The organism is Pseudomonas sp. NY15435, assembly GCF_048068295.1.
GTDB lineage: Bacteria > Pseudomonadota > Gammaproteobacteria > Pseudomonadales > Pseudomonadaceae > Pseudomonas.
In genome coordinates this window covers 346,104-366,392 of the sequence record NZ_JBLUQA010000006.1, presented here as the reverse complement: position 1 = coordinate 366,392, position 20,289 = coordinate 346,104, and the positions used below count along the sequence as shown (strand labels likewise).

Genomic DNA, 20,289 nt, shown 5'->3' with positions numbered 1-20,289 from the left:
TCAAAGGATGCCGTCGCGTCGCAAGTATTCGCGCAGGTGCTCGATGAACGCGTGGATCTTGCGCGTCGCCCGCCGGTTGCTCGGGTAGACCGCCAGGATCTGCGCACCGAAGGTATCGGGCTCAAAGAAGTAGTCGTCCAGGACCGTCACCAGCCGCCCGCTGCGCAAGTGCTCCAGCACGCTCCAGCGCGGGCAAGGCAGCAGGCCGTGACCGGCGAGGCAGGCGGTCAGCAGCACCGCCTGGTTATCGCTGTTCAGGCGGCCGGTGCGCGGAGTGGAAAAGCGCTCGCCCTCCACATCGAACCACCAGCGGTCATCCAGCGCCGGATGGCGATAGACTAGGCAGTCGTGCTCTGGAATCTCGCTGGGGTGACGGGGCGTACCGCGCCGCTCCAGATAGGCCGGGCTGGCGCACATGGCCAGGCGACTCTCGGCCAGCGGCTGGGCGATCAGCCCCGGCAGGTCACTGTTGCCCATGCGCAGGGCGAGGTCGTAGCGGCCGTCGAGCAGGTCGACGTAGCTGTCGGAGAGGTCCACCTGCAGGCGCACGTCCGGATGCAGGTCGAGGAACTCCGCGCAGGCCTGGTCGAGAAACACCGGGCCGACGATCAGCGGCCCGGTTATGCGCAGCACGCCACGCAGGCTGTGCTGCAACTGGGCGATCTCCTCGGTGGTTTCACGCATCCGCGCCAGCACCTCGCGGGCGCCGTCCAGATAGAGCTGGCCGGCTTCGGTCAGCGACATGCTGCGCGTGGTGCGCTCGAACAGGCGCGCGCCGACTTCGATCTCCAACTGGCCGACCGCCTTGGTCACCGCCGAGGGTGTCTTGCCCAGTTGCTCGGCGGCGCGGCTGAAACTGCCGGTCTCGGCGCTGGCCACGAACATTGCCAGGCTGCTGAATCTGTCCATCGTCATTCGTGCCAATCCTTCACAAGTGTTATGCCCATTGGCGACTTCCGCGCGACTCCGTCCGCCAGTAGCCTGCGCCGCAGACCAACAATAATCCAACGAAAAGCAAGGGGAAGTCATGCACGGCATGCTCAAGGGCGCGCTGGCGCTCGCCATCGCACTCGGCACTTTTGAAGCACAGGCACAGAACGCAGACCTGATCCTGTACAACGCCAAGGTCTTCACCGCCGAGCCTGGCCAACCGCTGCAGCAGGCCGTGGCGGTCGCTGGCGGCAAGGTGCTGCAGGTGGGCTCCAACGAAGACATCCGCAAGCTCGCCGGCACCGGCAGCAAGCAGGTCGACCTGGGCGGCAAGGTACTGATGCCCGGTTTCATCGACAGCCACTCCCACTCGATCTTCGGCGGCCTCGAGCTGATCTCCGCGAGCCTGCTGGACGAACAGATGGACCTGGACGCCTTCGAGAAGCGCCTCAAGCAGGATCGCGACAGCGGCAAGGCCAAGGTGCACGACACCATTGTCATGAACGGCATGAACTCCACCTACTGGTCCCAGGCCGATGGCCTGGCCAAGCGCTTCAACCAGGGCGAGTGGAAGGACACGCCGGTGGTGCTGATCGGCAGTGACCACCACACCGCCTGGGCCAACGCCGCCATGCTCAAGCGCGCCGGGCTGGATGCGAAACGCCTGCGCGGCCTGAGCCCGCTGGAGCAGCAGAACGTCGCCCACGACAAGGACTTCAACCCCACCGGCTTCCTCGTCGACTCCGGTTTCGACCTGGTGGCCGCCGCCATGCCGGTTCCCGACACCGCCACCATGGATCGCGCTGGCGTGGCGGCGGTGAAGTACAACAACAGCCTCGGCATCACCGCCTGGATGGACCCGGCCGCCAACGGCACGCCTGGCGAGGCACTGTTCGCCATCAAGCCCACCGAGAAGACCGTCGGCGTGCTGCCGGTCTACCGCGACCTGGCGCGTGACGGCCAGCTCACCGCCCACGTCGCCGCGCTGCAAGTGGTCAACCCGAAAAGCACGCCGGCCGACCTGGACGTGATCGAGAAGGTCCGCCAGCAGTTCCAGGGCATCCCCAACCTGACGCTGCCGGGGATCAAGGTCTTCGCCGATGGCGTGATTGAGTTCCCCGCGCAGTCCGCCGCGCTGCTCGAGGACTACAAGAACAGCCACAAGCCGGGTGAATTGCTGATCGATCCGAAGCACTTCGGCGAGCTGGTCAGCGCCGCCGACGCCCGCGGCTGGCTGGTGCACGTGCATGCCATCGGTGACCGCGCGGTGCGCGAATCGCTCAATGGCTTCGCCCAGGCGCGCAAGGACCGGCAGAGCGCCGTGACCCACTCGATCACCCACCTGCAACTGGTCAACCCCAAGGACTTCCCGCGCTTCAAGCAGCTGAACGTGATCGCCTCGATGCAGCTGGACTGGGCCACCGCCGAGCCCTACACCGTGGAGCTGGTGAAGCCCTACATCGCCGACGAAGCCTACCGCTACATGTACCCGGCCAAGTCGCTGCTGGACAACGGCGCCACCATCGCCGGCGCCAGCGACTGGCCGGTTTCCACGCCTGATCCGCTCAAGGCCATCTACCAGGCCGTGACCCGCCAGGGTGAGGAAGGCGTACTCAACGCCGCCGAGCGCGTGGATCGGCAGACCATGTTCTACGCCTACACCCGCAACGCCGCGCAGACCATCGGCCTGGCCGACAAGATCGGCACCCTCGCTCCCGGCAAGCAGGCCGACATGGTGGTGATCGACCGCGACGTGTTCAGCGTGCCCGACCAGCAACTGGACGAAGCCCGCGTGCTGCGCACCCTGTTCGAAGGCCGCGAAGTCTACCGCGCCGACGATCAACCGGCTCTCTGAGCCGGGCTCCTGCGCCGGGGTCTGAACAGCCCCGGCGCCTTGCCCGCCAGCCCTGCACTCCCTTCACGCTCCTCGGCATAGCCGGGAGGGCGGGTGCTGCGCGGGATTTTTCATCTGCCCACAGACAATCACAACAAAGGGACTCCCCGCATGAATCGCCCCCATTGGCTGGCCGGCGCGCTGCTCGCCTGCGCGCCGCTCACCTCCGCCCTGGCCGTCGAGCTGGGCCATGACTTCAACCTGCAGATCGACACCGCGCTGGTCAGCGACTACCGCACCCGCGGCATCTCGCAGACCCAGGGCGACCCGGCCCTGCAGGTCGGCGCCACCCTGCAGCACGCCTCCGGCGCCTACCTGGGCGTATGGAGTTCCAACGTCGACTTCGGCGGTGGCCTGAAGACCCGCCAGGAAATCGACTACTACGGCGGCTGGTACTGGCAGGCCAACGAGGATGTCGCCCTGGACCTGGGCTACATCAAGTACGCCTACCCCAAGGAAAGCCAGTTCAACCAGAGCGACACCTACGCCATCCTCCACGCCTACGGCTTCGAAGTGGCGGCGTACTACGGCAACGACTACCCGACCTACTTCGGCGAAGACCAGGCCAACCTCTACACCTACCTGGCCTACAACGCCGAGCTGCCGGCCGAGTTCAAGCTGCGCGTGCGCTACGGCCGCAACGATGCCAAGGACCCGCTCTACCTTTCCGGCGACGGCAGCACCCGCGATACCTACCACGAGTGGGAGGCGAAGCTGAGCCACGAATGGGTGGGCTTCGACTGGGCAGTGAGCTACATCGACACCGACCTGTCGCAGAACGAATGCCGGACCCAGTTCGGTTTCGGCGACGTGTGCACGGCCACCGTGGTGGCCAGCGTCTCCCGCAGCTTCTGACGCCGGTCTAGCGCAACGGTGCGGGGCGCGACGCGTGCGCGCCCCGTTCGCCGAGCAGGGCGATGGCGCACAACGCCAGGGCGGCGATATTGGTGGACACCGGATTGAAGGCCCCCAGCAGCAATTCCGGGGCGAGCAGTGCGACGTCCACCAGCAGTCCGACCAGCGCAGCCACCGCCAGCCACAGCGGCCAGCGGCTCCGACGCAGCAACAGGATGGCCAGCGCCAGGACGATCTCGGCGACGCCTGCGACCTCGGCAATGCGCTGGGTGGACAGCGGCCAGCCGTGGGCCTCGATCATCCGCACTTCATCGGCGCTGAGAAACAGCAGCTTGGGCACCAGCCCGTGATAAAGGAATACCACCCCCAGCGCCAGCCGGGCGATGGCCGCGCTAGTCATTGCCAAGGAAACGCCCGCGGAACTGTGGCGACGGCATCAGGCAGATATCTTCGCGGCCGAACAGGCGATAACGGTTGAGCGCAATGCGGTCGTAGCACCAGTCGCGCAGCGGCCTGGGGATCAGCCAGAGCACGCGCAACCAGTTCCACGGCGCCGGCAACTGGCCGACCACCCGCAGGAAGGCGTCGCTGCGCTCGAAACCTTCACGGCCATCGACATAGAGCATGGTGTCGAAATACTCGGTGGGCAGGCCGAACCAGTCGAGGATTGCCTGGCCCTCGGCGGACTGCACGCTGCACAGCTTCACCCGGCGCTCGCGGTCGTGCTGCAGGAGAAAGCGGCTCCATCCGTTGCACAGGCGGCAGGTGCCGTCGAACAGCACCACCTTGTCGTCGGGCTGCATGTGGGGGGGCAGAGCCATGGCGTCGCCTCCAGTTCCTTGATGCGCCAACTGTGCCCGCCGTGTGTGACAAGTCTTGCTCTTCATCGCTCATCCATTGGCGAGTGAGTACAAACGGTATTCGACCCAGCCTGGCCCCAGCCGGCCCTCCCCCACCGCCAACTGGTGATTGAGCCAGCGGTAGCGGTCGTCGCCCACCTCGAAACGTGGCTGGATCATGAAATAGGTGTCGCCGAACTCGGTGCTGTCTCCCCGCGAGACCGCATGGATGATCTTCGGGTTGGCCACCAGCAGCCCGTTGTGCTGCATCAGGATACGCGCGCCATCGTCGGTGCGCAGCACCAGGCGCACCTCCAGATGCCAGCCACCGTCGCCATCCACCAGAATCCAGTCACCACCGCCGGGCAGCACTTCGCCGCTCAGGCGCTGGCCCTTGAAGGTCCCCCCGCCGGCTGCCGAGATCAGCCGCTGGCCCTGCGGCACGCGGCCGATTTCCACGGGCACGCTGGCCTTCACGTTCATTTCCATCAACGGCTCGAGCTTCATCGCCGGCTCCTGCGCACTGTCGTCGTAGAGGGATGAGTAAAGCAGCCAGCGGCCGAATCGGCCTGTCTAGCCGAAGCGATAGCGCAGCAGGCGCCCCATGCGGCGCATCGCCGGAATGGCCAGGGTGATCTCGTAAAGCAGGCGCATGCCCAGCGACAGACGGGCGATCTGCGCGCGGTCGTAGCCAGCGATGGCCTCGACGAAGCGCAGGCCCGGCACTTGCTGCTCCAGTTCCTGCGGCTCGTCGATGCCCCAGTGCAGCACGGCGCCGGTGCGGCGGATCATCGGATTCCACTGCAGCAGGCGGATACCCAGGCGGCTGTAGCCGTCCAGCGCCAGCTCACCCTGGCCACAGTGCATCACCAGCGCGCGCAGCAACTCGGGCACCTTGTCTGCCTCGACGTAGGGCAGCACGCCTTCGGAAAGGATCAGGACCGGCCGCCCGGTCGGCACCGCGCGCCACCAGTCCCGAGCCGTCAGCGAGGTGGCCAGCAGATGGCAGTTTTCCCGCGGCGGATACAGGCGCTCGCGCAGCGCGATCACCTCGGGGAAGTCCACCTCGAACCATTGCACGGTGGACGGCGGGTCGATGCGAAAGACGCGACTGTCCAGCCCGCAGCCCAGTTGCAACACCACACAGGCCGGATGCTGCGCGAGGAAGTCGCGCACCCAGTCGTCAAACAGCTTGGCCCGCAGGGCAATGCCCACCTGCTCGGCAGGGCCGATGTGCAGGCGCGCGAAGTCATAGTCGATCTGCTCCACGGCTTGTCGCGAGAACCGGTCACGCAGCAGGCTGTCGGGCAGCTCGCTCTCCTTCGCCTTGGCGTAGAGGGTGATCAGCAGGGTTTCCGGTGTACCGCGCAGGCCGATGCGTTCCACGTCACTCGTGCAGGTAGTAGAGCTTGTTGATGATCTGCCAGCCGTTGCCGACCTGCAGCAATGACAGGTAGTCGGTGAAGTGCATGCCGAGAAACTCGTCGGTGACCTTGGCCACCGCGCTGTCGCCGGTGATGTCCAGGGATTTGAGCTCCCACGCTGGCGGCGCGCCTTCCGAAGGCGGCGACTCGGCCTTGATGGCGCCGATGAACTCGTCCAGCGACGACCACTCCAGCGCGCCATGGTAGTTGCCGATGATCTTGCAGGAAGGATGGAAGGCCTGGCGCAGCCTGGCCTCGTCGCCGAAGGTCATGCCCTCGACATAGTCCGTGAGTACCCGGTTGATGGCGGCGCTATCCGCCGTGTAGTTGCTCATCGCCTCTGCCCTCCAGGCCGTCTTGGCCATTGGGCAAGGCTAGCATCGCCCCCCGGTCGCGCCGGGATGGGCGACGACCGGGCGGCGGGCCGCGCTCAGACCACGGCGAGGTGGCGCTTGCGGGTCGGCGGCGGGAAGGCCGCGTCCAGGGCTTCGAGGTCCTCTGCTGTCAGTCGCAGTTGCAGCGCAGCGGCATTGTCGCGCACGTGCAGCGGCTCTACTGCCTTGGGAATGGCGATCACGCCCGGCTGGTGGATCAGCCAGGCCAGCGCCACACGGGCCGGCGTGGCGTCGTGACGGCCGGCGATTTCCACCAGGGTGCGGTGGCGCAGCAGGCTGCCGCCCTGGCCGACCGGACAGTAGGCCATCAGCGGCATGCGTTGTTCCTGGCACCAGGGCAGCAGGTCCCATTCGATGCCGCGCTCCTCCAGGCTGTACTGCACCTGGTTGGTGGCGCAGGCCGGCTCGTTCAGCTCCTGCATGTCGTCGAGGTCGAAGTTGGAGACGCCCCAGCGCTTGATCTTGCCGGCCTCGCGCAGCCGCTCGAAAGCTTCGACGGTTTCCTCCAGCGCATACTGGCCACGCCAGTGCAGCAGGTAGAGGTCCAGGCAGTCGGTGCGCAGGCGCTTGAGGCTGCGCTCGCAGGCCTCGGGCACGCCGCGCCGGCTGGCGTTGTGCGGATAGACCTTGCTGACCAGGAAGACCTGCTCGCGCAGCCCGGCCAGCGCCTCGCCGACCACCTCTTCCGAGCCGCCCTCGCCGTACATCTCGGCGGTGTCGATCAGGGTCAGGCCGCGCTCGATACCTTCGCGCAGGGCGGCGACTTCGCGCTTGCGCTGCGAGCGGTCCTCACCCATGCGCCAGGTGCCCTGGCCGATGGCGGGAACGGCGGTGCCGTCGGCGAATACTACGGTGCTCATCTCGTGCTCCTTCTTGCGCGGGTAATGGGGACACGGGGCCGGCCGCCCGAAACCGGGCGACGGGCACTCAGGGTAGCGCAGAAGCAGGAGCCGGGCTGTGGATCAGCGATTGGTCTGCAGGTTCCGACGCGCGGCGTGGCGCTCGATGGCCAGGTCGATCAGGCGGCTGACCAGCTCGCTGTAGGTCATCCCGGCAGCCTGCCAGAGCTTGGGGTACATGCTGATGCGGGTGAAGCCGGGCAGCGAGTTCAGTTCGTTGATCAACACCTCGCCGGTCTCGGTGAGGAACACGTCGACCCGCGCCAGGCCGGAACACTCCAGAGCCAGGAAGGCATCCACGGCGAGCTGACGGATACGCTCGCTGGCCTCGGCCGGGATATCCGCCGGCACCACGACCTTGGCCGCGTCTTCGTCGATGTACTTGCTGTCGTAAGAGTAGAAGCCGCTGCCCACCACGATCTCGCCACAACCGCTGGCAATCGGTTGTTCGTTACCCAGCACCGCGCACTCGATCTCGCGGCCCTTCACGGCGGACTCCACCAGCACCTTGTCGTCGAAGGCCAGTGCCAGGCGCACGGCTTCGTCGTAGGCAACCTCGTCCTCGACCTTGCTGACGCCCACCGAGGAGCCCATGTTCGCCGGCTTGATGAACAGGGGCAGGCCGAGCTTGCGCTGCGCCTCGGCAAATGGCGTGCGCCCGGCGCTGGCGCGGGTCAGGGTGACGAAAGGCGTGATGGCGATGCCAGCATCACGCAGCAGGCGTTTGCTCACGTCCTTGTCCATACAGATGGCCGAGCCCAGCACGTCGGAGCCGACGAAGGGGATGTCGGCCATGCGCAGCAGGCCCTGCAGGCAACCGTCCTCGCCCTGGGTGCCGTGGACAATGGGGAAGATTACGTCGACATGGTCGAGCAACTGGCGGCTGCCGGTTTCCACCAACTGCTGCTCGGCCTTGCCGGGCACCACCGCCAGTTCGCGGTTGGAGCGGTTGAGGGCGATCAGCGCGGGGTTTTCCTGGTTGAGCAGGTAGTCGGAGGCATCGTTGAGGTGCCAGCGGCCTTCCTTGTCGATACCGATCAGCACCGGCTCGAAGCGCTCGCGGTCCAGTGCGTCGACGATGTTCTTCGCCGATTGCAGGGACACCTCGTGCTCCGCCGAACGCCCACCGAAAATCACCCCAACGCGCAACTTGCCCATGACAACCTCCGAATGATCGATGGGCGCTTTCTAACACGCGCTCCAGCGCTTGGGTAGGAACAGTGGACGACGAACAGACCGGACGTCCCCGCTCAAAACCGGCTCAGCGCCTGCGCCAGTTCTCGAGCGGCCTGGCCACTGTGCACGCCGGGGAACAGGTGGGTAAAAGGCAGCGCCACGAAGCGCCCTTCGCGCACGGCACGCAGGCGTGAGAGGACCGGGTCGGCGCGCAACGCTCGCCTCTTCTGCTCGGCCGTGGACCACAGCGCGTCAGCCAGCAGGATCACATCCGGGTCGCGCGCCAGCAGTTGTTCTGTGTTGGCGGTAAAGCCGCCCAGATCGACATCCTCGAACAGGTTGTGCGCGCCGGCAGCGTGCAGCAACTGCGTGACCACGCCGCGCCGGCCCTGGCTCTCCAGGCCGTTACTGGCGCTATCGAGGTAGAAGACTTCCAGCGGCGTGCTCCCGGCGAAGTGGCGGCGCGCGTTGGCCAGCTCGGCGCGTTGCTGGCGAATCAGTTCCTGCGCTCGCTCCTGCTCATCCATCAGATTGCCCAGCGTTTTCAGATCCAGTTCGATACCCGCGAACAGATCGTCCTGCCGCGCTGCGCAACCGGCATCCAGCAGGTAGCTGGTGACGCCATGACCGGCCAGTTCCTCGCGGGACAGGTTGCCCAGCCGAAAGGCCGAGGCAAAGCCGGCCACTACCAGGTCCGGACGCTGCGCGTAGACCGATTCCGCCGCAGGGTACTGGCGAGATAGAACCGGCACGCCGCGATAGCTTCCCTTCGTCAGGTCGAGATCGTCATCGATGTAGGCCACGCCGATCAGCCGTTCCCCGGCGCCCAGCGCCAGCAGCAGGTCAGCGGCATGCTGATTGAGGGCGAGGATGCGCTGCGGTGGGTGATCGATGTGCCAGTCCTGCGCGCAGTTGCGGTAGTCCTGGGCAGTGGCCGTCGCCATGCCCAGAATCGCCGCCAGCCCGAGCACCAATGCCAATGTGTAGGAGCGAGCTTGCTCGCGAACCAAACCGGGCACCGATGGCATCAAGCGCTTCGCGAGCAAGCTCGCTCCTACAAAGAGCCATGCCGGCCTCATGCTTCGTCATCCACGCGCAAATCCGCCACCGGCACGCCATCAAGCAGATGTTCCTGCACCACCCGACACACCTGCTCGTCACTGTGCAGGCCATACCAGACGCGCTCGGGATAGACCGTCAGCACCGGCCCGCGATTGCAGGGAAATTGGCAACCGGTACGGGTCAGCAAGGCACCCTCGCCGTTCTCGTAGAGATCGAGACGGATCAGCTCGCGGCGCAAGGTCTTCCACAGCGGCAGCGCACCACGCCGCACGCAGCGCGGCCCGGTACAGAGGAACAGGTGATGCCGGTGCGGCGGCGGCGCGGACCAGTCCGGCTGTGACGGCACCTCGCCGATGCCCTGGCAATCCAACTGCTGCGCTGGATCGTCAATCGCCGCCAGTACCGCCGTCGCATCCAGCCCGCGCCGGCCAAGCGCCGATGCGGTGATCCTGGGCGGCGGCGCCTGGGGATAGCCTGCCGACAGCACGGCCAGCTCGGCACGCAACCAGTCCAGGTAGGCACCGTCAGCGCTCGGCTCCAGGTCCACCAGCAACAGCTGACGATTCTCGGCGAACAGCTCGCGCATCCGCCTCCAGAGCGAATCGAAACCCTCGCCGGTGTCGATGATCTCGACACCGGCAAGACGCGCCGATACCGCGCGCTGCAGGTGCTCGCCCTGGACGCCGGCCAATGGGCCGACCAGCAGGATGGCCTTCATCAGAAGCTGAAGGTGTAACGAAGTTCGGCGGTGCGTGGGCGGCCGAGGTTGTCCACCTGACGCATGCCGTTACTGGTGCGGCCGGTGGCGTAGTCGCGGTCCAGCAGGTTCTCCAGCAGCAGGCTCAGGCGGTGTGCGCGGGCCACATCGAGGTAGCGGTAAGCGTCGCCGTCGAGCACGCTGTAATGGCCGTAGTCGTCGTCCTGGGCGCTGACGATTGAGCCTACGTAGCGCGTGGCGAGGCCGGCGCCCCAGAAGTTGTCGTCGTAGCCGGCACGCACGCGGGCGAAGAAGTGCGGGATGTTGTTGACCGTCACGCCGTCACGGCTGTCCACCAGGTTGCGCGTGGCGTCGGCCGAGACCTGCCAGTGCCGGCCAAACTGCCACTGGCCGTTGGCTTCCACGCCGCGTACCTCGATCTCACCGTTGCCGTTCACCCACTGGTCGCCGGCGAGAGTGATGAGGTCGGTGATCTCGCGGCGGAACAGGGTGACGCTGCCGCTCCACGGCTGGTCGAACAGCTCGCCGGTGTAATCCAGGCCCAACTCGGCGTTGCGGCTGCGCTCGGGCTTGAGGTCACGGTTACCGACTTCATCGCCCGGTTCGTTGACGAACAACTGCTCGGCGGTGGGCAGCTTGAAGGCGGTGCCGAACTGGCCGCGCAGCTTGAGCTGCTGGGTCAGGTCGTAGAGCGAGGTGAGCATCCATACCGTGGCGCCCTCGCCGCCGGAGATTTCCTCGCGGCGCACGCCCAGGCTCGGGTGCCAGTCGGGCAGCGCCTCGATGTTCGGCCGCAGCTGGGCATACAGCGCGTGGGACTCGGCCTTGTCGTTGTCGATGATCAGCACGTCGTCCTGGCCCTTGTACCACTGGTTGTCGCTGCCGAAGACCAGCTCGTGGCCGCCGGCCAACCTGGCCTTGCCCTCAAGCTGCGCGCCCCAGTCGGTAAAGCCCCAGTAGTCGTTGTGATTGAGCACCTGGGTGCCGCCGCCCTGCAGGTTGTAGACGCGGTCGTAGCGGGTGTCCCAGTCATTGATATGGGTCTTGGCGAACCAGCTGAAGTCGTCGCTGACGCTCTGCTGGAAGGTCGCCGTGGCGATCTGCTGGATACGGTTGTTGCTGGTGTGGTGGTTGGATGTCGGGCGGGCGAAGTCCAGTTCGGCGTCGGCGTACTGGTAGAACAGCTCCAACCGCGAGGCCTCGCCGATGGCCTGGATGGCCTTGGCGCCGAACACGTTGACGTCATAGGAGCGGCGCTTGTCGCTGACCGTGCTGGTCATGTCCTGGTCGCGGTAAGGCTGGTAGCCGTCGGAGCGGTTGTGGCTGACGTAGGCCATCAGGCCGAGATCGCCCAGGCCGTTCTGCACGATTCGCTCCGCGCGGGCATCACCGCTGCGACCCTTGAACGTATCCAGGCCGAGGTTCACCTCACCGGCCGCCTCGCGCGAACGCGCACTGCGGGTGACGATGTTGATCACCCCGCTCACCGCCTGGGTGCCGAACAACAGGCCCTGGCCGCCCTTGAGCACTTCGATGCGCTCCACGGCGGTGGTCGGCAGGGTGTCGATGTAGATGCCGCCGTAGAGGCGGTTGTTCAGGCGCACGCCGTCCAGCAGGATCAGCGTGTCGTCGTTGCGCCCGCCCAGCAGCGAGTAGGTCCCGTAGTCGAACGGGCCGTTCTTCGGCGCAACGAACAGGCCGGGTACGTACATCTGCAGCACGCGGGTGATGTCGGCGCTGGGGCCGGCACGCTCGATCTGCTGGCGGTCGATGACCTCCAGCTTGCTGCCGTAGCGCGCCATGTCGGCCACGGTGGTGGACTCCACCGAAGGCGCGCTGACGATCTCGTCGGCCAGGTCGAGTGGCGCCGCAACGAGCTGCGAGCTGAGGGCACAGAGGGAGAGAACGGGAGTCCAGCGCGGGGCGCGCCGGTTCAGGAACGAAGAATGTTGCAAGGTGATCGCCTCGAAATAGAAATTTCGCAGGCGGCGCAGCGACACCCGGAACGAGCGCGCCCCGGGAACCGGCTCACGCCCGCCCACCGCGGGTTTGCCAAACAGGTTCCAGGCCGGTCTCCGGGCTTGCGAGGGTCGTGGGGCATCCGCCTTCCCATGCTTGCGCACAGTGGCCTAGTGGATGCTCCGCTCGCTTACCGTTGCGGGGGCAGCGCCGGACTGATCGCACGAAGGCGACGCACCGGCTTCCCGTTTCACCCCACGCACGGCGGCGGGGGGCACCTGAAACGGGGCGCATATCAACATTGCGGGTGGGAAAGCGTCAAGCACGGGGGTTGGGCAGGATGTTGCGAACGTCGCCGTCAGTGCCACGGATCGTAGGTGCCGAAGCTCCAGATATGTCCTTCAGGATCGCGGCAGGTGAAGCCCTGGCCGCCGTAGTCCTCGTCCTTGATGTCGATGACGATCTGCGCGCCGCCGTTCACCGCCGCGCGATACAGCACCTCGGCGTCCCTGACCACCACGTAGATGCTCTGGGTGCAACCGCCGATCTCGTCGGGCTGGCGCATCAGCCGGCCGTACTCGTTGTCGTGCAGCGAGCCAAGCATCACCAGCCCACTGCCGTCGGCCAGCGCCAGCTGCGCATGGGCGATGCCGCCATGGTCATCGGCGACCACCAGTTGGCGCTGGAAGCCGAAAGTCGCGCACAACCAGTCGATGGCCTGCGGCGCATCGCGGTAGCGCAGGCAGGGAATCACGCTGGGGCGAACGGCGGGCAAGGGCTGCGACATGGCAATCTCCGGCAAGAAACGGGCGCAATGCTCTGAGCATAGTCGCCGGTTTTTCGCTCCTCAGCGCTGCGCGGCGACCAGCAGCAACATGGGGCGCTCGCGCTCCTCGGCCAGTGCCGGAATGGTCTGCACCTGCTCCGCACTCGGCCCCCAGTCCTCGACGTGGCGCAGCGTCAGCCCCGCGCCGATCACGGCATTGAGGATGCTGCCAAGGGTGCGGTGATGCTTGAGCACACCCTTGGCCAGCCAGTCGGTGCGGCGCTCGCCTTCGTCCTGGTAATGGTCCACCGGCCAGCAGCGGCGGCCGTCTTTTTCGACGATCCAGCCGGGATTGCGCGACGCCATGTAGATCGGGTGCTCGATGGAGAACACCAGGCTGCCGCCAGGGCGCAACGCGTCGTGCACGTTGCGGAAGAAATGCGGCAGATCCTCGAGGTAATGCAGGGTCAGCGAGCTGTAGGCCAGATCGAAGGCCGCGGTGGGCAGCTCAAGCTGCTCGAGGTCGGCGTGGAAGTAGCTCACTTGCGCCGCCTCGGTCGTCTCCCGCGCGCGGTCGAGCATCTTCTGTGACACGTCCAGCCCGCTCACCGTGCGCGCGCCCTGCTCCGCCGCATATCGGCAGAACCAGCCGTAGCCGCAGCCAAGGTCGACCACATCGAGCCCCTCCAGCGGCGGCAGCAACGCGCGCAGCGAGGCCCACTCCGGCGCGCCGTCCAGGCCGTGCTGCGAGCGCGGCAGCTGGGCGTAGCCGGCGAAGAATTCGGGGTTGTCGTAGATGTTCTGCGCCATGGGATGGCACCTCCTTTCTGACGGACCAAGGTCCGATTGTCTGCACCAAGGACGGGGGTGGCAACCCGATGAGGTCAATGCCTGGGCGATCGAAGCGCAAGTTCCTGCAAGACCGCTTGGCGGGGCGACCTTAGTGTCAGCCCAATCAAAAAAGGAGAATCAACCGTGACCCAACGCCAACCGATCAACCTGCAGAACAAGCTCGCGCTTATCCACGAAACCTGGCAGCCGCGAGTGATCGCCGAGATGAACGACTACCAGTTCAAGGTGGTGAAGCTGCATGGCGATTTCGTCTGGCACAGCCACGCCGACACCGACGAGACCTTCATCGTGCTCGACGGCGAACTGCGCATCGACTTCCGCGACGGCCCGCTGACCCTGCGAGCCGGTGAGCTGTACGTCGTACCGCGCGGTGTCGAGCACAAGCCCTACGCCGAGCACGAAGTACAGGTGATGCTGATCGAGCCGCGCGGCGTGCCGAACACCGGCGATGCGGGCGGTGAGCGCACGGCGGAGAATGATCGTTGGCTGTGACCGTCGATCACCTGCCTTGGCGGCCGCCGATCAGTGGCCGCGCCCGCTTCGCTGGGTGCTGCTATGCCTGTCGGAAGAACGCCGCTCCCAGCCGGAGACTGTCACGCCTGGGATACACAGGCGCGGCTCTGGCGGCGTCGCCGGTTCGGGTCCGCGTCCATCGAAGCCCGGAGTCGGGCCGGAGGTGCGACATGCTTTATCTGGTGAACTGGACCATCCCCATCGAAAACCGCGACAGGATCATCCAGCGCTTCCTCAAGACCGGCGGCCAGCCACCGTCCGGGGTGAAGCTGGTCGGCCGCTGGCACGCCATGGGCCACATGCTCGGCTTCGGCCTGGCGGAGGCCGAGAACCCGCTCGATGTACAGCGCTGGATGTTGCAGTGGACCGACCTGATGCACCTGCAGGTGCACCCGGCGATGACCGACGCCGAATATGCACCGCTGCTCGCGCAGATGCTGCAGCAGGCGGCGGACACGCCATCGGTCAGTCCCTGAGCGCGACCTCGGCTGGCTTGGCGCCGAAGCGCTTGCGGTAATCGCTCGGCGCCATCCCGGTGATCTTGCGGAAGGTGCTGCGGAACGAACCCGGATCAAGGTAGCCGACCGTGTAGGCGATGTGGTCGACCGTGCCGTTGGTGAACTCCAGCAGCTCTCGTGCCTTGCCCACTCGCAGGTGCTGGCAGTATTCGGTCGGCTTGAGTCCGGTGGCGGCACGGAAACGGCGCAGGAAGGTGCGCTCCTCCAGCCCGGCCTGGGCGGCCATGGCGGCGAGGCTGACGTCCACCGCGCCGTTGCCCTGCAGCCAATGCTGCACCCTGAGGATGGCAGCGTCGCCGTGGCCCAGCAGTGGCGCGAAGTTGCTGCCGCATTGCTGCGCGCTGTCGCTGTGCTCGACCACCAGGAAGCGCGCGGTGCGGTTGGCGATGCTCGGGCCGAGCAGGCGGTCGACGATGCGCAGGCCAAGGTCGGACCAGGCCATCAGCCCGGCCGAGGTGATCAGGTCGCCGTCATCCACCATCGGCTTGTGCGGTTCCAGGCGCACAAGCGGGAAGCGTTGGGCGAAGGCCTCCGCTCCGCTCCAGTGGGCGGTGGCGCTTCGCCCGTCGAGCAGCCCGGCCTCGGCCACCAGCAGCCCGCCGATACACACCGAGCCCACGATGGCGCCCTCGCCGTGGCGCGCAGCGAGCCAGTCGGTGAGGTTGCGCAGCGGCGTGGCGTCGGGCAGGCCGAACAGTGAGGGCGGTACAAGCACGGCGACCAGGCGGCTCAGGGCGCCTGGATGTGTGTCGAACACACGCCGGGGTTCGCCGCCGTCCTCACCGGACCAATGGCTGACGCGCAGTGCCGGCAATTGCTGCGCGGCCTCTTCGCCAGCGATGCGCTCAGCCACCGCGAACAGGTCGGTCAACCCATGCAGCGCCGCCGTCTGCACACCGGGATAGAGCAGCAACCCGATCTCGACGACGCTTCGTTGCACACCCATTGTCAGTTTTCCCCCGGTTATTGTCGTTCCGCCTGATCCCCGCCGGACGCGCGGCGAACCATACTGGCTCCACTTCCTCACCACTCGCAAAGGAATTTGGACATGGCAAAGCAAGCGCTCATCCTAGTGGATATCCAGAACGACTACTTCCCTTCCGGCAAGTGGCCGCTGGTCGGCATCGAAGCCGCCGCCGACCAGGCCGCCAAGGTACTGGCCGCCTTCCGCGAGCGCGGTGACCTGGTAGTACATGTGCGCCACGAATTCGAAAGCGCCGACGCCCCGTTCTTCGCGCCCGGCAGTGACGGCGCAAAGATCCACGGCAAGGTGGCCAATCTGTCCGACGAGCCGGTGGTGCTCAAGCACTTCGTCAACTCCTTCCGCGACACCGACCTGAAGGCCATCCTCTACCAGCACGGCGTGGAGTCGCTGGTGGTGGTCGGCCACATGAGCCACATGTGCGTGGATGGCGCGGTGCGCGCCGCTGCTGACTTCGGCTACCCGGTGACCGTGCTGCACGACGCCTGCGCCACCCTGGACCTGGAGTTCAACGGCGTGAAGGTTCCGGCAGCCCAGGTGCATGCGGCCTACATGGCCTCCCTGGCGTTCGCCTACGCCGAGGTGGTGTCTACTGCCGAGTACCTGAACCGCTGATCCGGAGCAAAACCTGTAGGCGCCAGCTTGCTCGCGAACCGCCTGATGCCGTGGTGCCAGGTGGGTTCGCGAGCAAGCTCGCTCCTACCGCTGCGGCCAGTCTCCTGCCCCCTGCAACGAGGCGACCCGCTTAACTGGCTTTCAGCTATGATCGACGCTCGATCGCCTGCCGATAAGGACATCCCATGAGCGTTTCTTCGATCATCACCCTCGCCATCATCGCTGGCGTGATCTTCCTGCTGATCAGCGTATTCAACCGCCTGGTCGCCCTGCGCAACCGCTACCAGAACGCCTTCGCGCAGATCGAGGTGCAGCTCAAGCGCCGCTACGACCTGATCCCCAACCTGGTGGAAACCGCCAAGGCCTACCTCAAGCACGAGCGCGAGACCCTGGAAGCAGTGATCGCCGCCCGCAACGCTGCGGTGGCCGGTCTGAAGGCCGCTTCCGAACAACCCGGCGACGCCGGCCGCATGGCCCAACTGGCCGCCGCCGAGAATGCCCTGGGCGGTGCCATGGGCCGCTTGAACGTGACCCTGGAAGCCTACCCGGACCTCAAGGCCTCGCAGAACCTGCAACAAGTCAGCGAGGAGCTGTCGAGCACCGAGAACAAGGTCGCCTTCGCCCGCCAGGCATACAACGACTCGGTGATGGAATACAACACCTACCGCCAGTCCTTCCCCGCCAACTTCCTCGCCGCCACCTACGGCCACAGCAAAGATGCCAGCCTGCTGGAGTTCGAGGACAGCAAGGAAATCCAGGCCGCGCCGAAAGTCGCTTTCTGATACGCCGGCGCAGGACGCGCGATGAACTTCTTCGAACACCAGGACCGCGCCCGCAAGCAGACCGGCCGCCTGGTCCTGCTGCTGACCGTGGCAGTGGTCTGTCTCGTGACCATCACCAGCTTCGCCCTGGGCTGGCTCTGGCGTCACCTGGGTGAGCCGGCGCTGCACCTGACCTCGCGCGCCTCCCTGCCCGATCCGGAGCTGTACCTGTCGGTGGCCGCCGTGATCATCGGCGTGGTCGTCCTCGGCGCGCTGTACAAGCAGGTGCAATTGAGCGCCGGCGGCAAGGTAGTGGCCGAGTGCCTGGGCGGTCGCCTGCTCAACCTCAGCGCCGGCAACGCCGACGAGCGCCGTCTGCTCAACGTGGTCGAAGAAATGGCCCTGGCCTCCGGTTCGCCGGTGCCGCCGGTGTACGTGCTGGAAGACGGCTCGATCAACGCCTTCGCCGCCGGCCTGACCCCGCGCGACGCGGTGATCGGCATCACCCGCGGCGCTATCGAACAGCTCGACCGTAACGAGCTGCAAGGCGTGATCGCTCACGAGTTCAGCCATATCCACCACGGCGACATGCTGCTCAATACGCGGCTGACCGCCCTGCTCCACGGCATGCTCCTGCTCGGCTTGATCGGCGGCATGCTGTTGCGCGGCTGGAGCGAAACCAGCAGCGGCATCCGCATCAGCAGTCGGAGCAGCAGCAACGACAAGAACGGTGGCGGCAGCGTAGTGCTGCTAGTGATCGGCGCCGGCGTGGTGCTCTATGTGCTGGGCTATGTCGGGACCTTCTTCGGCCAACTGATCAAGGCCTCCGTCAGCCGCCAGCGCGAATACCTGGCCGACGCCTCGGCGGTGCAGTTCACCCGCGATCCCTCGACCATCGCCGGCGCCCTCAAGAAGATCGGCGGCAACCCGCTGGGCGCGCTGCTCAGCGCGCCGCGTGCCGCCGAGTTCAGCCACCTGTACTTCGGCGACGGTGTGGGCAGCAGCTGGTTCGACACCCACCCGCCGCTCAAGGACCGCATCCGCCGGGTCGATCCGGGTTGGGACGGTCGCTACCCGAAGTTCGAGCCGCGCCTGGACGTGGCGCTGATGAACAAGGACGCCTGGACCGCCGCCGTCACTGGCCAGCCCTATCAGCCCAGCGCCGTGGAAGTGGCCGTGGCCGCTGTCGGTGCTCCCACCGTTGCGCACCTGCAGGAAGCCCGCAGCACCCTGCAGCGCCTGGATGAACGCCTGCAACGCGCCGCCCATGACAGCGAAGGCGCCCAAGCATTGGTCTACGGCCTGCTGCTGGACAGCGAGCCCGGCCTGCGCGCGCGCCAGCTGGAAGCGATCAAGCAGCGCCTGAACCTGAGCCTGGCGCTGCAACTGGACCTGCTGGAAGAATCGCTGCTGCGGCTCGACCCCGGTCAGCGCCTGCCGCTGCTGGACCTGGCCATGCCGGCGCTCAAGCAGCTGGACACCAAGGCATTCCTCGCCGTGCGCGAGAACATGGCGCTGCTGATCAAGATGGACGGCAAGGTCAACCTGCTGGAATGGACCCTGCTTCGCATCATCGAGCGCAACCTGCTGCCGGGCAGCGGGAAAATCGGCAATGTGGCACTGGCGGACCTGTCCGACGCCTGCGCGACGCTGCTGTCCTTCCTCGCCCGTGTCGGAGAAACCAGCGACCTGCAGACCGAGCAGGCCTTCGCCGATGCCTGGAATGGCCTGCCCTTCGCGCCCCGCCCGCTGCCGGCCGCCGCGACCCTGCGCGATCTGGAAACCGCGCTGAAACAGCTGGAGCAACTGCGCCCGCTGCAGAAACCGCAACTGCTCAAGGCTATGGCCCGTTGCGTGGAACACGACGGCCAGATCACCGCCGGTGAGGCGGAATTGATGCGGGCGGTGGCGGATATCCTGGATTGCCCGATGCCGCCGCTGCTGGCGAGCTGATCGGCCAAGCACGGGAAAAGTCCGCCCCCGCGAGAAACCCCGGCGCCAGGGAGTCCTGTAGGAGCGCGTTTGCTCGCGAACGGAATTTCCGACGGCTCCGGCGTTGGACGGGTTCGCGAGCAAGCTCGCTCCTACAAAAAACCGCTTCTACGACTGGGCAAGGGCCAGAAACGCACTCGGCAGACGCGCCTGCCGGCGATCCTTCAGGCAGTACAGGTATTCGTCGATCAGGCTCGCGCCCTTGATCTCCAGCACGCAAAGCTGCGGGTTATCCGGCACTTCCTGGCGGGCGATGATGCTCACGCCCAGGTTGCGGATCACCGCCTCGCGGATTGATTCGCGGCTGCCGATCTCCAGCATCGAGGCCGGCACCACGCCGGCCTGCCGCAACATTGCCTCAGTCAGCTGGCGGGTGGTGGAACCAGCCTCGCGCATCAGCAGGCAATGGCTGCGCAGGTCGGCCAGGTTGACCGACTGCAGGGCCGCCAGCGGGTGGCTCCGGTGCACCGCCAGCACCAGCGGGTCGCTGCCCAGCACCACGCGGGTCAGGCGCGCGTCGTCCACCTGCTGCGAGGAGGCCGCGAGGTCGACCCGGCATTCGATCAGCGATTCGAGTACCTGTTGGGAGTTGCCGATCTCCACCGAGACCTCGATCTGCGGGAAGCGCTCGCGGAAGCTCTTGATCAGCCCGAGCACATAATAAGGAGAGGTGGCGCCGATACGCAGGGCACCCTGCATCTGCCCGCAGTTGCGCAGGTAGAACTCGATGTCGGCTTCCTGCTGAAGCAGCGCTTCGACCATCGGCAACAGGCGTGCGCCCTCGTCGCTCAGGGTCAGACGGCGGCCGCCGCGATAGAACAGCTCCACCGCGTACTGGCTTTCCAGGTTGCGGATCTGGGTGGTCACGGTCGGCTGGCTGAGGCCGAGTTTCTTCGCCGCCTGGGTGATGCTGCCCAGCTTCGCCACCCGGTAGAACGCCTTCAGTTCCGCGCTCAGCATCGACCGATCCGCCTTCTCGAAAAATTCATCAACAGTTTTTCTCGCCGCTGCCGGCAAACCGGCGCCAGCCCACTGGCGACGCGGCTTGCAGCCAAGCGACAAAACACCCAAAAAGGTCAATGTATCTGACCTGTATCACTGGCATCACCAGTTGTCGCTGGACAGCCCGGACTTGAGCG

At 66.4% G+C, this 20,289-nt stretch carries 22 protein-coding genes and 1 riboswitch; of the genes, 7 read left to right on the top strand and 15 right to left on the bottom strand.

The genetic code is table 11. From position 1 onward, the window contains the following. Complete coding sequence (locus ACNFH5_RS17070; RefSeq protein ID WP_416748086.1) at nt 1–909, bottom strand: LysR substrate-binding domain-containing protein; 909 nt, start codon at nt 907–909, stop codon at nt 1–3. Nucleotides 910–1,027: 118 nt separating this feature from the next. On the opposite strand from ACNFH5_RS17070, the gene ACNFH5_RS17065 reads away from it, so the two are divergent. Continuing rightward, nucleotides 1,028–2,785 (top strand): amidohydrolase, encoded by a 1,758-nt coding sequence (locus ACNFH5_RS17065; RefSeq protein WP_416747889.1) that lies wholly within the window; start codon nt 1,028–1,030, stop codon nt 2,783–2,785. Nucleotides 2,786–2,935: 150 nt separating this feature from the next. Continuing rightward, a complete protein-coding gene (locus ACNFH5_RS17060) occupies nt 2,936–3,679 on the top strand; it encodes a TorF family putative porin (protein ID WP_416747887.1) in 744 nt (247 codons plus the stop codon). A 7-nt stretch (nt 3,680–3,686) separates the two neighbouring features. Here the strand turns inward: ACNFH5_RS17060 and ACNFH5_RS17055 are convergent, their stop codons facing one another. The 12 genes from ACNFH5_RS17055 to ACNFH5_RS17000 form a co-directional block, all read right to left on the bottom strand. After that, nucleotides 3,687–4,079 carry a DoxX-like family protein gene (locus tag ACNFH5_RS17055; RefSeq protein ID WP_416747885.1) on the bottom strand — a complete coding sequence of 131 codons (393 nt, stop codon included), beginning with the start codon at nt 4,077–4,079 and terminating at the stop codon, nt 3,687–3,689. Then, nucleotides 4,072–4,500 carry a thiol-disulfide oxidoreductase DCC family protein gene (locus ACNFH5_RS17050; RefSeq protein WP_416747883.1) on the bottom strand — a complete coding sequence of 143 codons (429 nt, stop codon included), beginning with the start codon at nt 4,498–4,500 and terminating at the stop codon, nt 4,072–4,074. The genes ACNFH5_RS17055 and ACNFH5_RS17050 overlap by 8 nt, the downstream gene beginning before the upstream one ends. A 69-nt stretch (nt 4,501–4,569) precedes the next feature. Next, nucleotides 4,570–5,025 (bottom strand): DUF3237 domain-containing protein, encoded by a 456-nt coding sequence (locus ACNFH5_RS17045; protein WP_017517433.1) that lies wholly within the window; start codon nt 5,023–5,025, stop codon nt 4,570–4,572. A 66-nt stretch (nt 5,026–5,091) separates the two neighbouring features. Beyond that, a complete protein-coding gene (locus ACNFH5_RS17040) occupies nt 5,092–5,904 on the bottom strand; it encodes a class I SAM-dependent methyltransferase (protein WP_416747881.1) in 813 nt (270 codons plus the stop codon). Nucleotide 5,905: 1 nt separating this feature from the next. Further along, complete coding sequence (locus tag ACNFH5_RS17035) at nt 5,906–6,277, bottom strand: nuclear transport factor 2 family protein (RefSeq protein WP_416747879.1); 372 nt, start codon at nt 6,275–6,277, stop codon at nt 5,906–5,908. A gap of 95 nt (nt 6,278–6,372) precedes the next feature. Beyond that, entirely contained in the window at nt 6,373–7,197 is an 825-nt protein-coding gene (locus ACNFH5_RS17030) for an aldo/keto reductase (protein ID WP_416747877.1), read from the bottom strand. A 102-nt stretch (nt 7,198–7,299) separates the two neighbouring features. Next, nucleotides 7,300–8,394 (bottom strand): D-alanine--D-alanine ligase, encoded by a 1,095-nt coding sequence (gene ddlA, locus ACNFH5_RS17025; RefSeq protein WP_416747875.1) that lies wholly within the window; start codon nt 8,392–8,394, stop codon nt 7,300–7,302. A 92-nt stretch (nt 8,395–8,486) separates the two neighbouring features. Then, nucleotides 8,487–9,356 carry an ABC transporter substrate-binding protein gene (locus ACNFH5_RS17020; protein WP_416748084.1) on the bottom strand — a complete coding sequence of 290 codons (870 nt, stop codon included), beginning with the start codon at nt 9,354–9,356 and terminating at the stop codon, nt 8,487–8,489. A 131-nt stretch (nt 9,357–9,487) separates the two neighbouring features. After that, complete coding sequence (locus tag ACNFH5_RS17015; protein ID WP_416747873.1) at nt 9,488–10,192, bottom strand: (2Fe-2S) ferredoxin domain-containing protein; 705 nt, start codon at nt 10,190–10,192, stop codon at nt 9,488–9,490. Then, nucleotides 10,192–12,147, bottom strand: a complete 1,956-nt coding sequence (locus ACNFH5_RS17010; protein WP_416747871.1) for a TonB-dependent receptor plug domain-containing protein — start codon at nt 12,145–12,147, stop codon at nt 10,192–10,194. Before ACNFH5_RS17010 ends, ACNFH5_RS17015 begins: the two co-directional genes overlap by 1 nt. Nucleotides 12,148–12,240: 93 nt before the next feature. Beyond that, a riboswitch (cobalamin riboswitch) is annotated at nt 12,241–12,448 on the bottom strand. Nucleotides 12,449–12,509: 61 nt separating this feature from the next. Continuing rightward, entirely contained in the window at nt 12,510–12,938 is a 429-nt protein-coding gene (locus ACNFH5_RS17005) for a VOC family protein (protein ID WP_416747869.1), read from the bottom strand. A 60-nt stretch (nt 12,939–12,998) separates the two neighbouring features. Beyond that, nucleotides 12,999–13,727 carry a class I SAM-dependent methyltransferase gene (locus ACNFH5_RS17000; protein ID WP_416747867.1) on the bottom strand — a complete coding sequence of 243 codons (729 nt, stop codon included), beginning with the start codon at nt 13,725–13,727 and terminating at the stop codon, nt 12,999–13,001. Nucleotides 13,728–13,892: 165 nt separating this feature from the next. On the opposite strand from ACNFH5_RS17000, the gene ACNFH5_RS16995 reads away from it, so the two are divergent. Continuing rightward, nucleotides 13,893–14,261 carry a cupin domain-containing protein gene (locus ACNFH5_RS16995; RefSeq protein WP_416747865.1) on the top strand — a complete coding sequence of 123 codons (369 nt, stop codon included), beginning with the start codon at nt 13,893–13,895 and terminating at the stop codon, nt 14,259–14,261. A 191-nt stretch (nt 14,262–14,452) separates the two neighbouring features. After that, a complete protein-coding gene (locus ACNFH5_RS16990) occupies nt 14,453–14,758 on the top strand; it encodes a DUF3303 domain-containing protein (RefSeq protein ID WP_416747863.1) in 306 nt (101 codons plus the stop codon). On the opposite strand, the gene ACNFH5_RS16985 is transcribed toward ACNFH5_RS16990, so the two are convergent. Continuing rightward, a complete protein-coding gene (locus ACNFH5_RS16985) occupies nt 14,748–15,746 on the bottom strand; it encodes a GlxA family transcriptional regulator (RefSeq protein WP_416747861.1) in 999 nt (332 codons plus the stop codon). The two genes, ACNFH5_RS16990 and ACNFH5_RS16985, sit on opposite strands and share 11 nt — an antisense overlap. A gap of 102 nt (nt 15,747–15,848) precedes the next feature. Here ACNFH5_RS16985 and ACNFH5_RS16980 point away from each other — a divergent pair, with 102 nt between their 5' ends. From ACNFH5_RS16980 to ACNFH5_RS16970, 3 genes are all read left to right on the top strand, one after another. Beyond that, nucleotides 15,849–16,397, top strand: coding sequence for a cysteine hydrolase family protein (locus tag ACNFH5_RS16980; protein WP_416747859.1), 549 nt, complete (start codon nt 15,849–15,851; stop codon nt 16,395–16,397). Nucleotides 16,398–16,582: 185 nt separating this feature from the next. Further along, the gene (locus tag ACNFH5_RS16975) at nt 16,583–17,179 is read left to right on the top strand and encodes a LemA family protein (RefSeq protein WP_416747857.1); all 597 of its coding nucleotides are present in this window, start codon (nt 16,583–16,585) and stop codon (nt 17,177–17,179) included. 21 nt (nt 17,180–17,200) lie between these two features. Further along, nucleotides 17,201–19,111: a M48 family metallopeptidase gene (locus ACNFH5_RS16970; protein WP_416747855.1), complete on the top strand. Its 1,911-nt coding sequence runs from the start codon at nt 17,201–17,203 to the stop codon at nt 19,109–19,111. 147 nt (nt 19,112–19,258) lie between these two features. Here the strand turns inward: ACNFH5_RS16970 and ACNFH5_RS16965 are convergent, their stop codons facing one another. Then, nucleotides 19,259–20,110 (bottom strand): LysR family transcriptional regulator, encoded by an 852-nt coding sequence (locus ACNFH5_RS16965; protein ID WP_416747853.1) that lies wholly within the window; start codon nt 20,108–20,110, stop codon nt 19,259–19,261. Between the last annotated feature and the right edge of the window lie 179 nt (nt 20,111–20,289).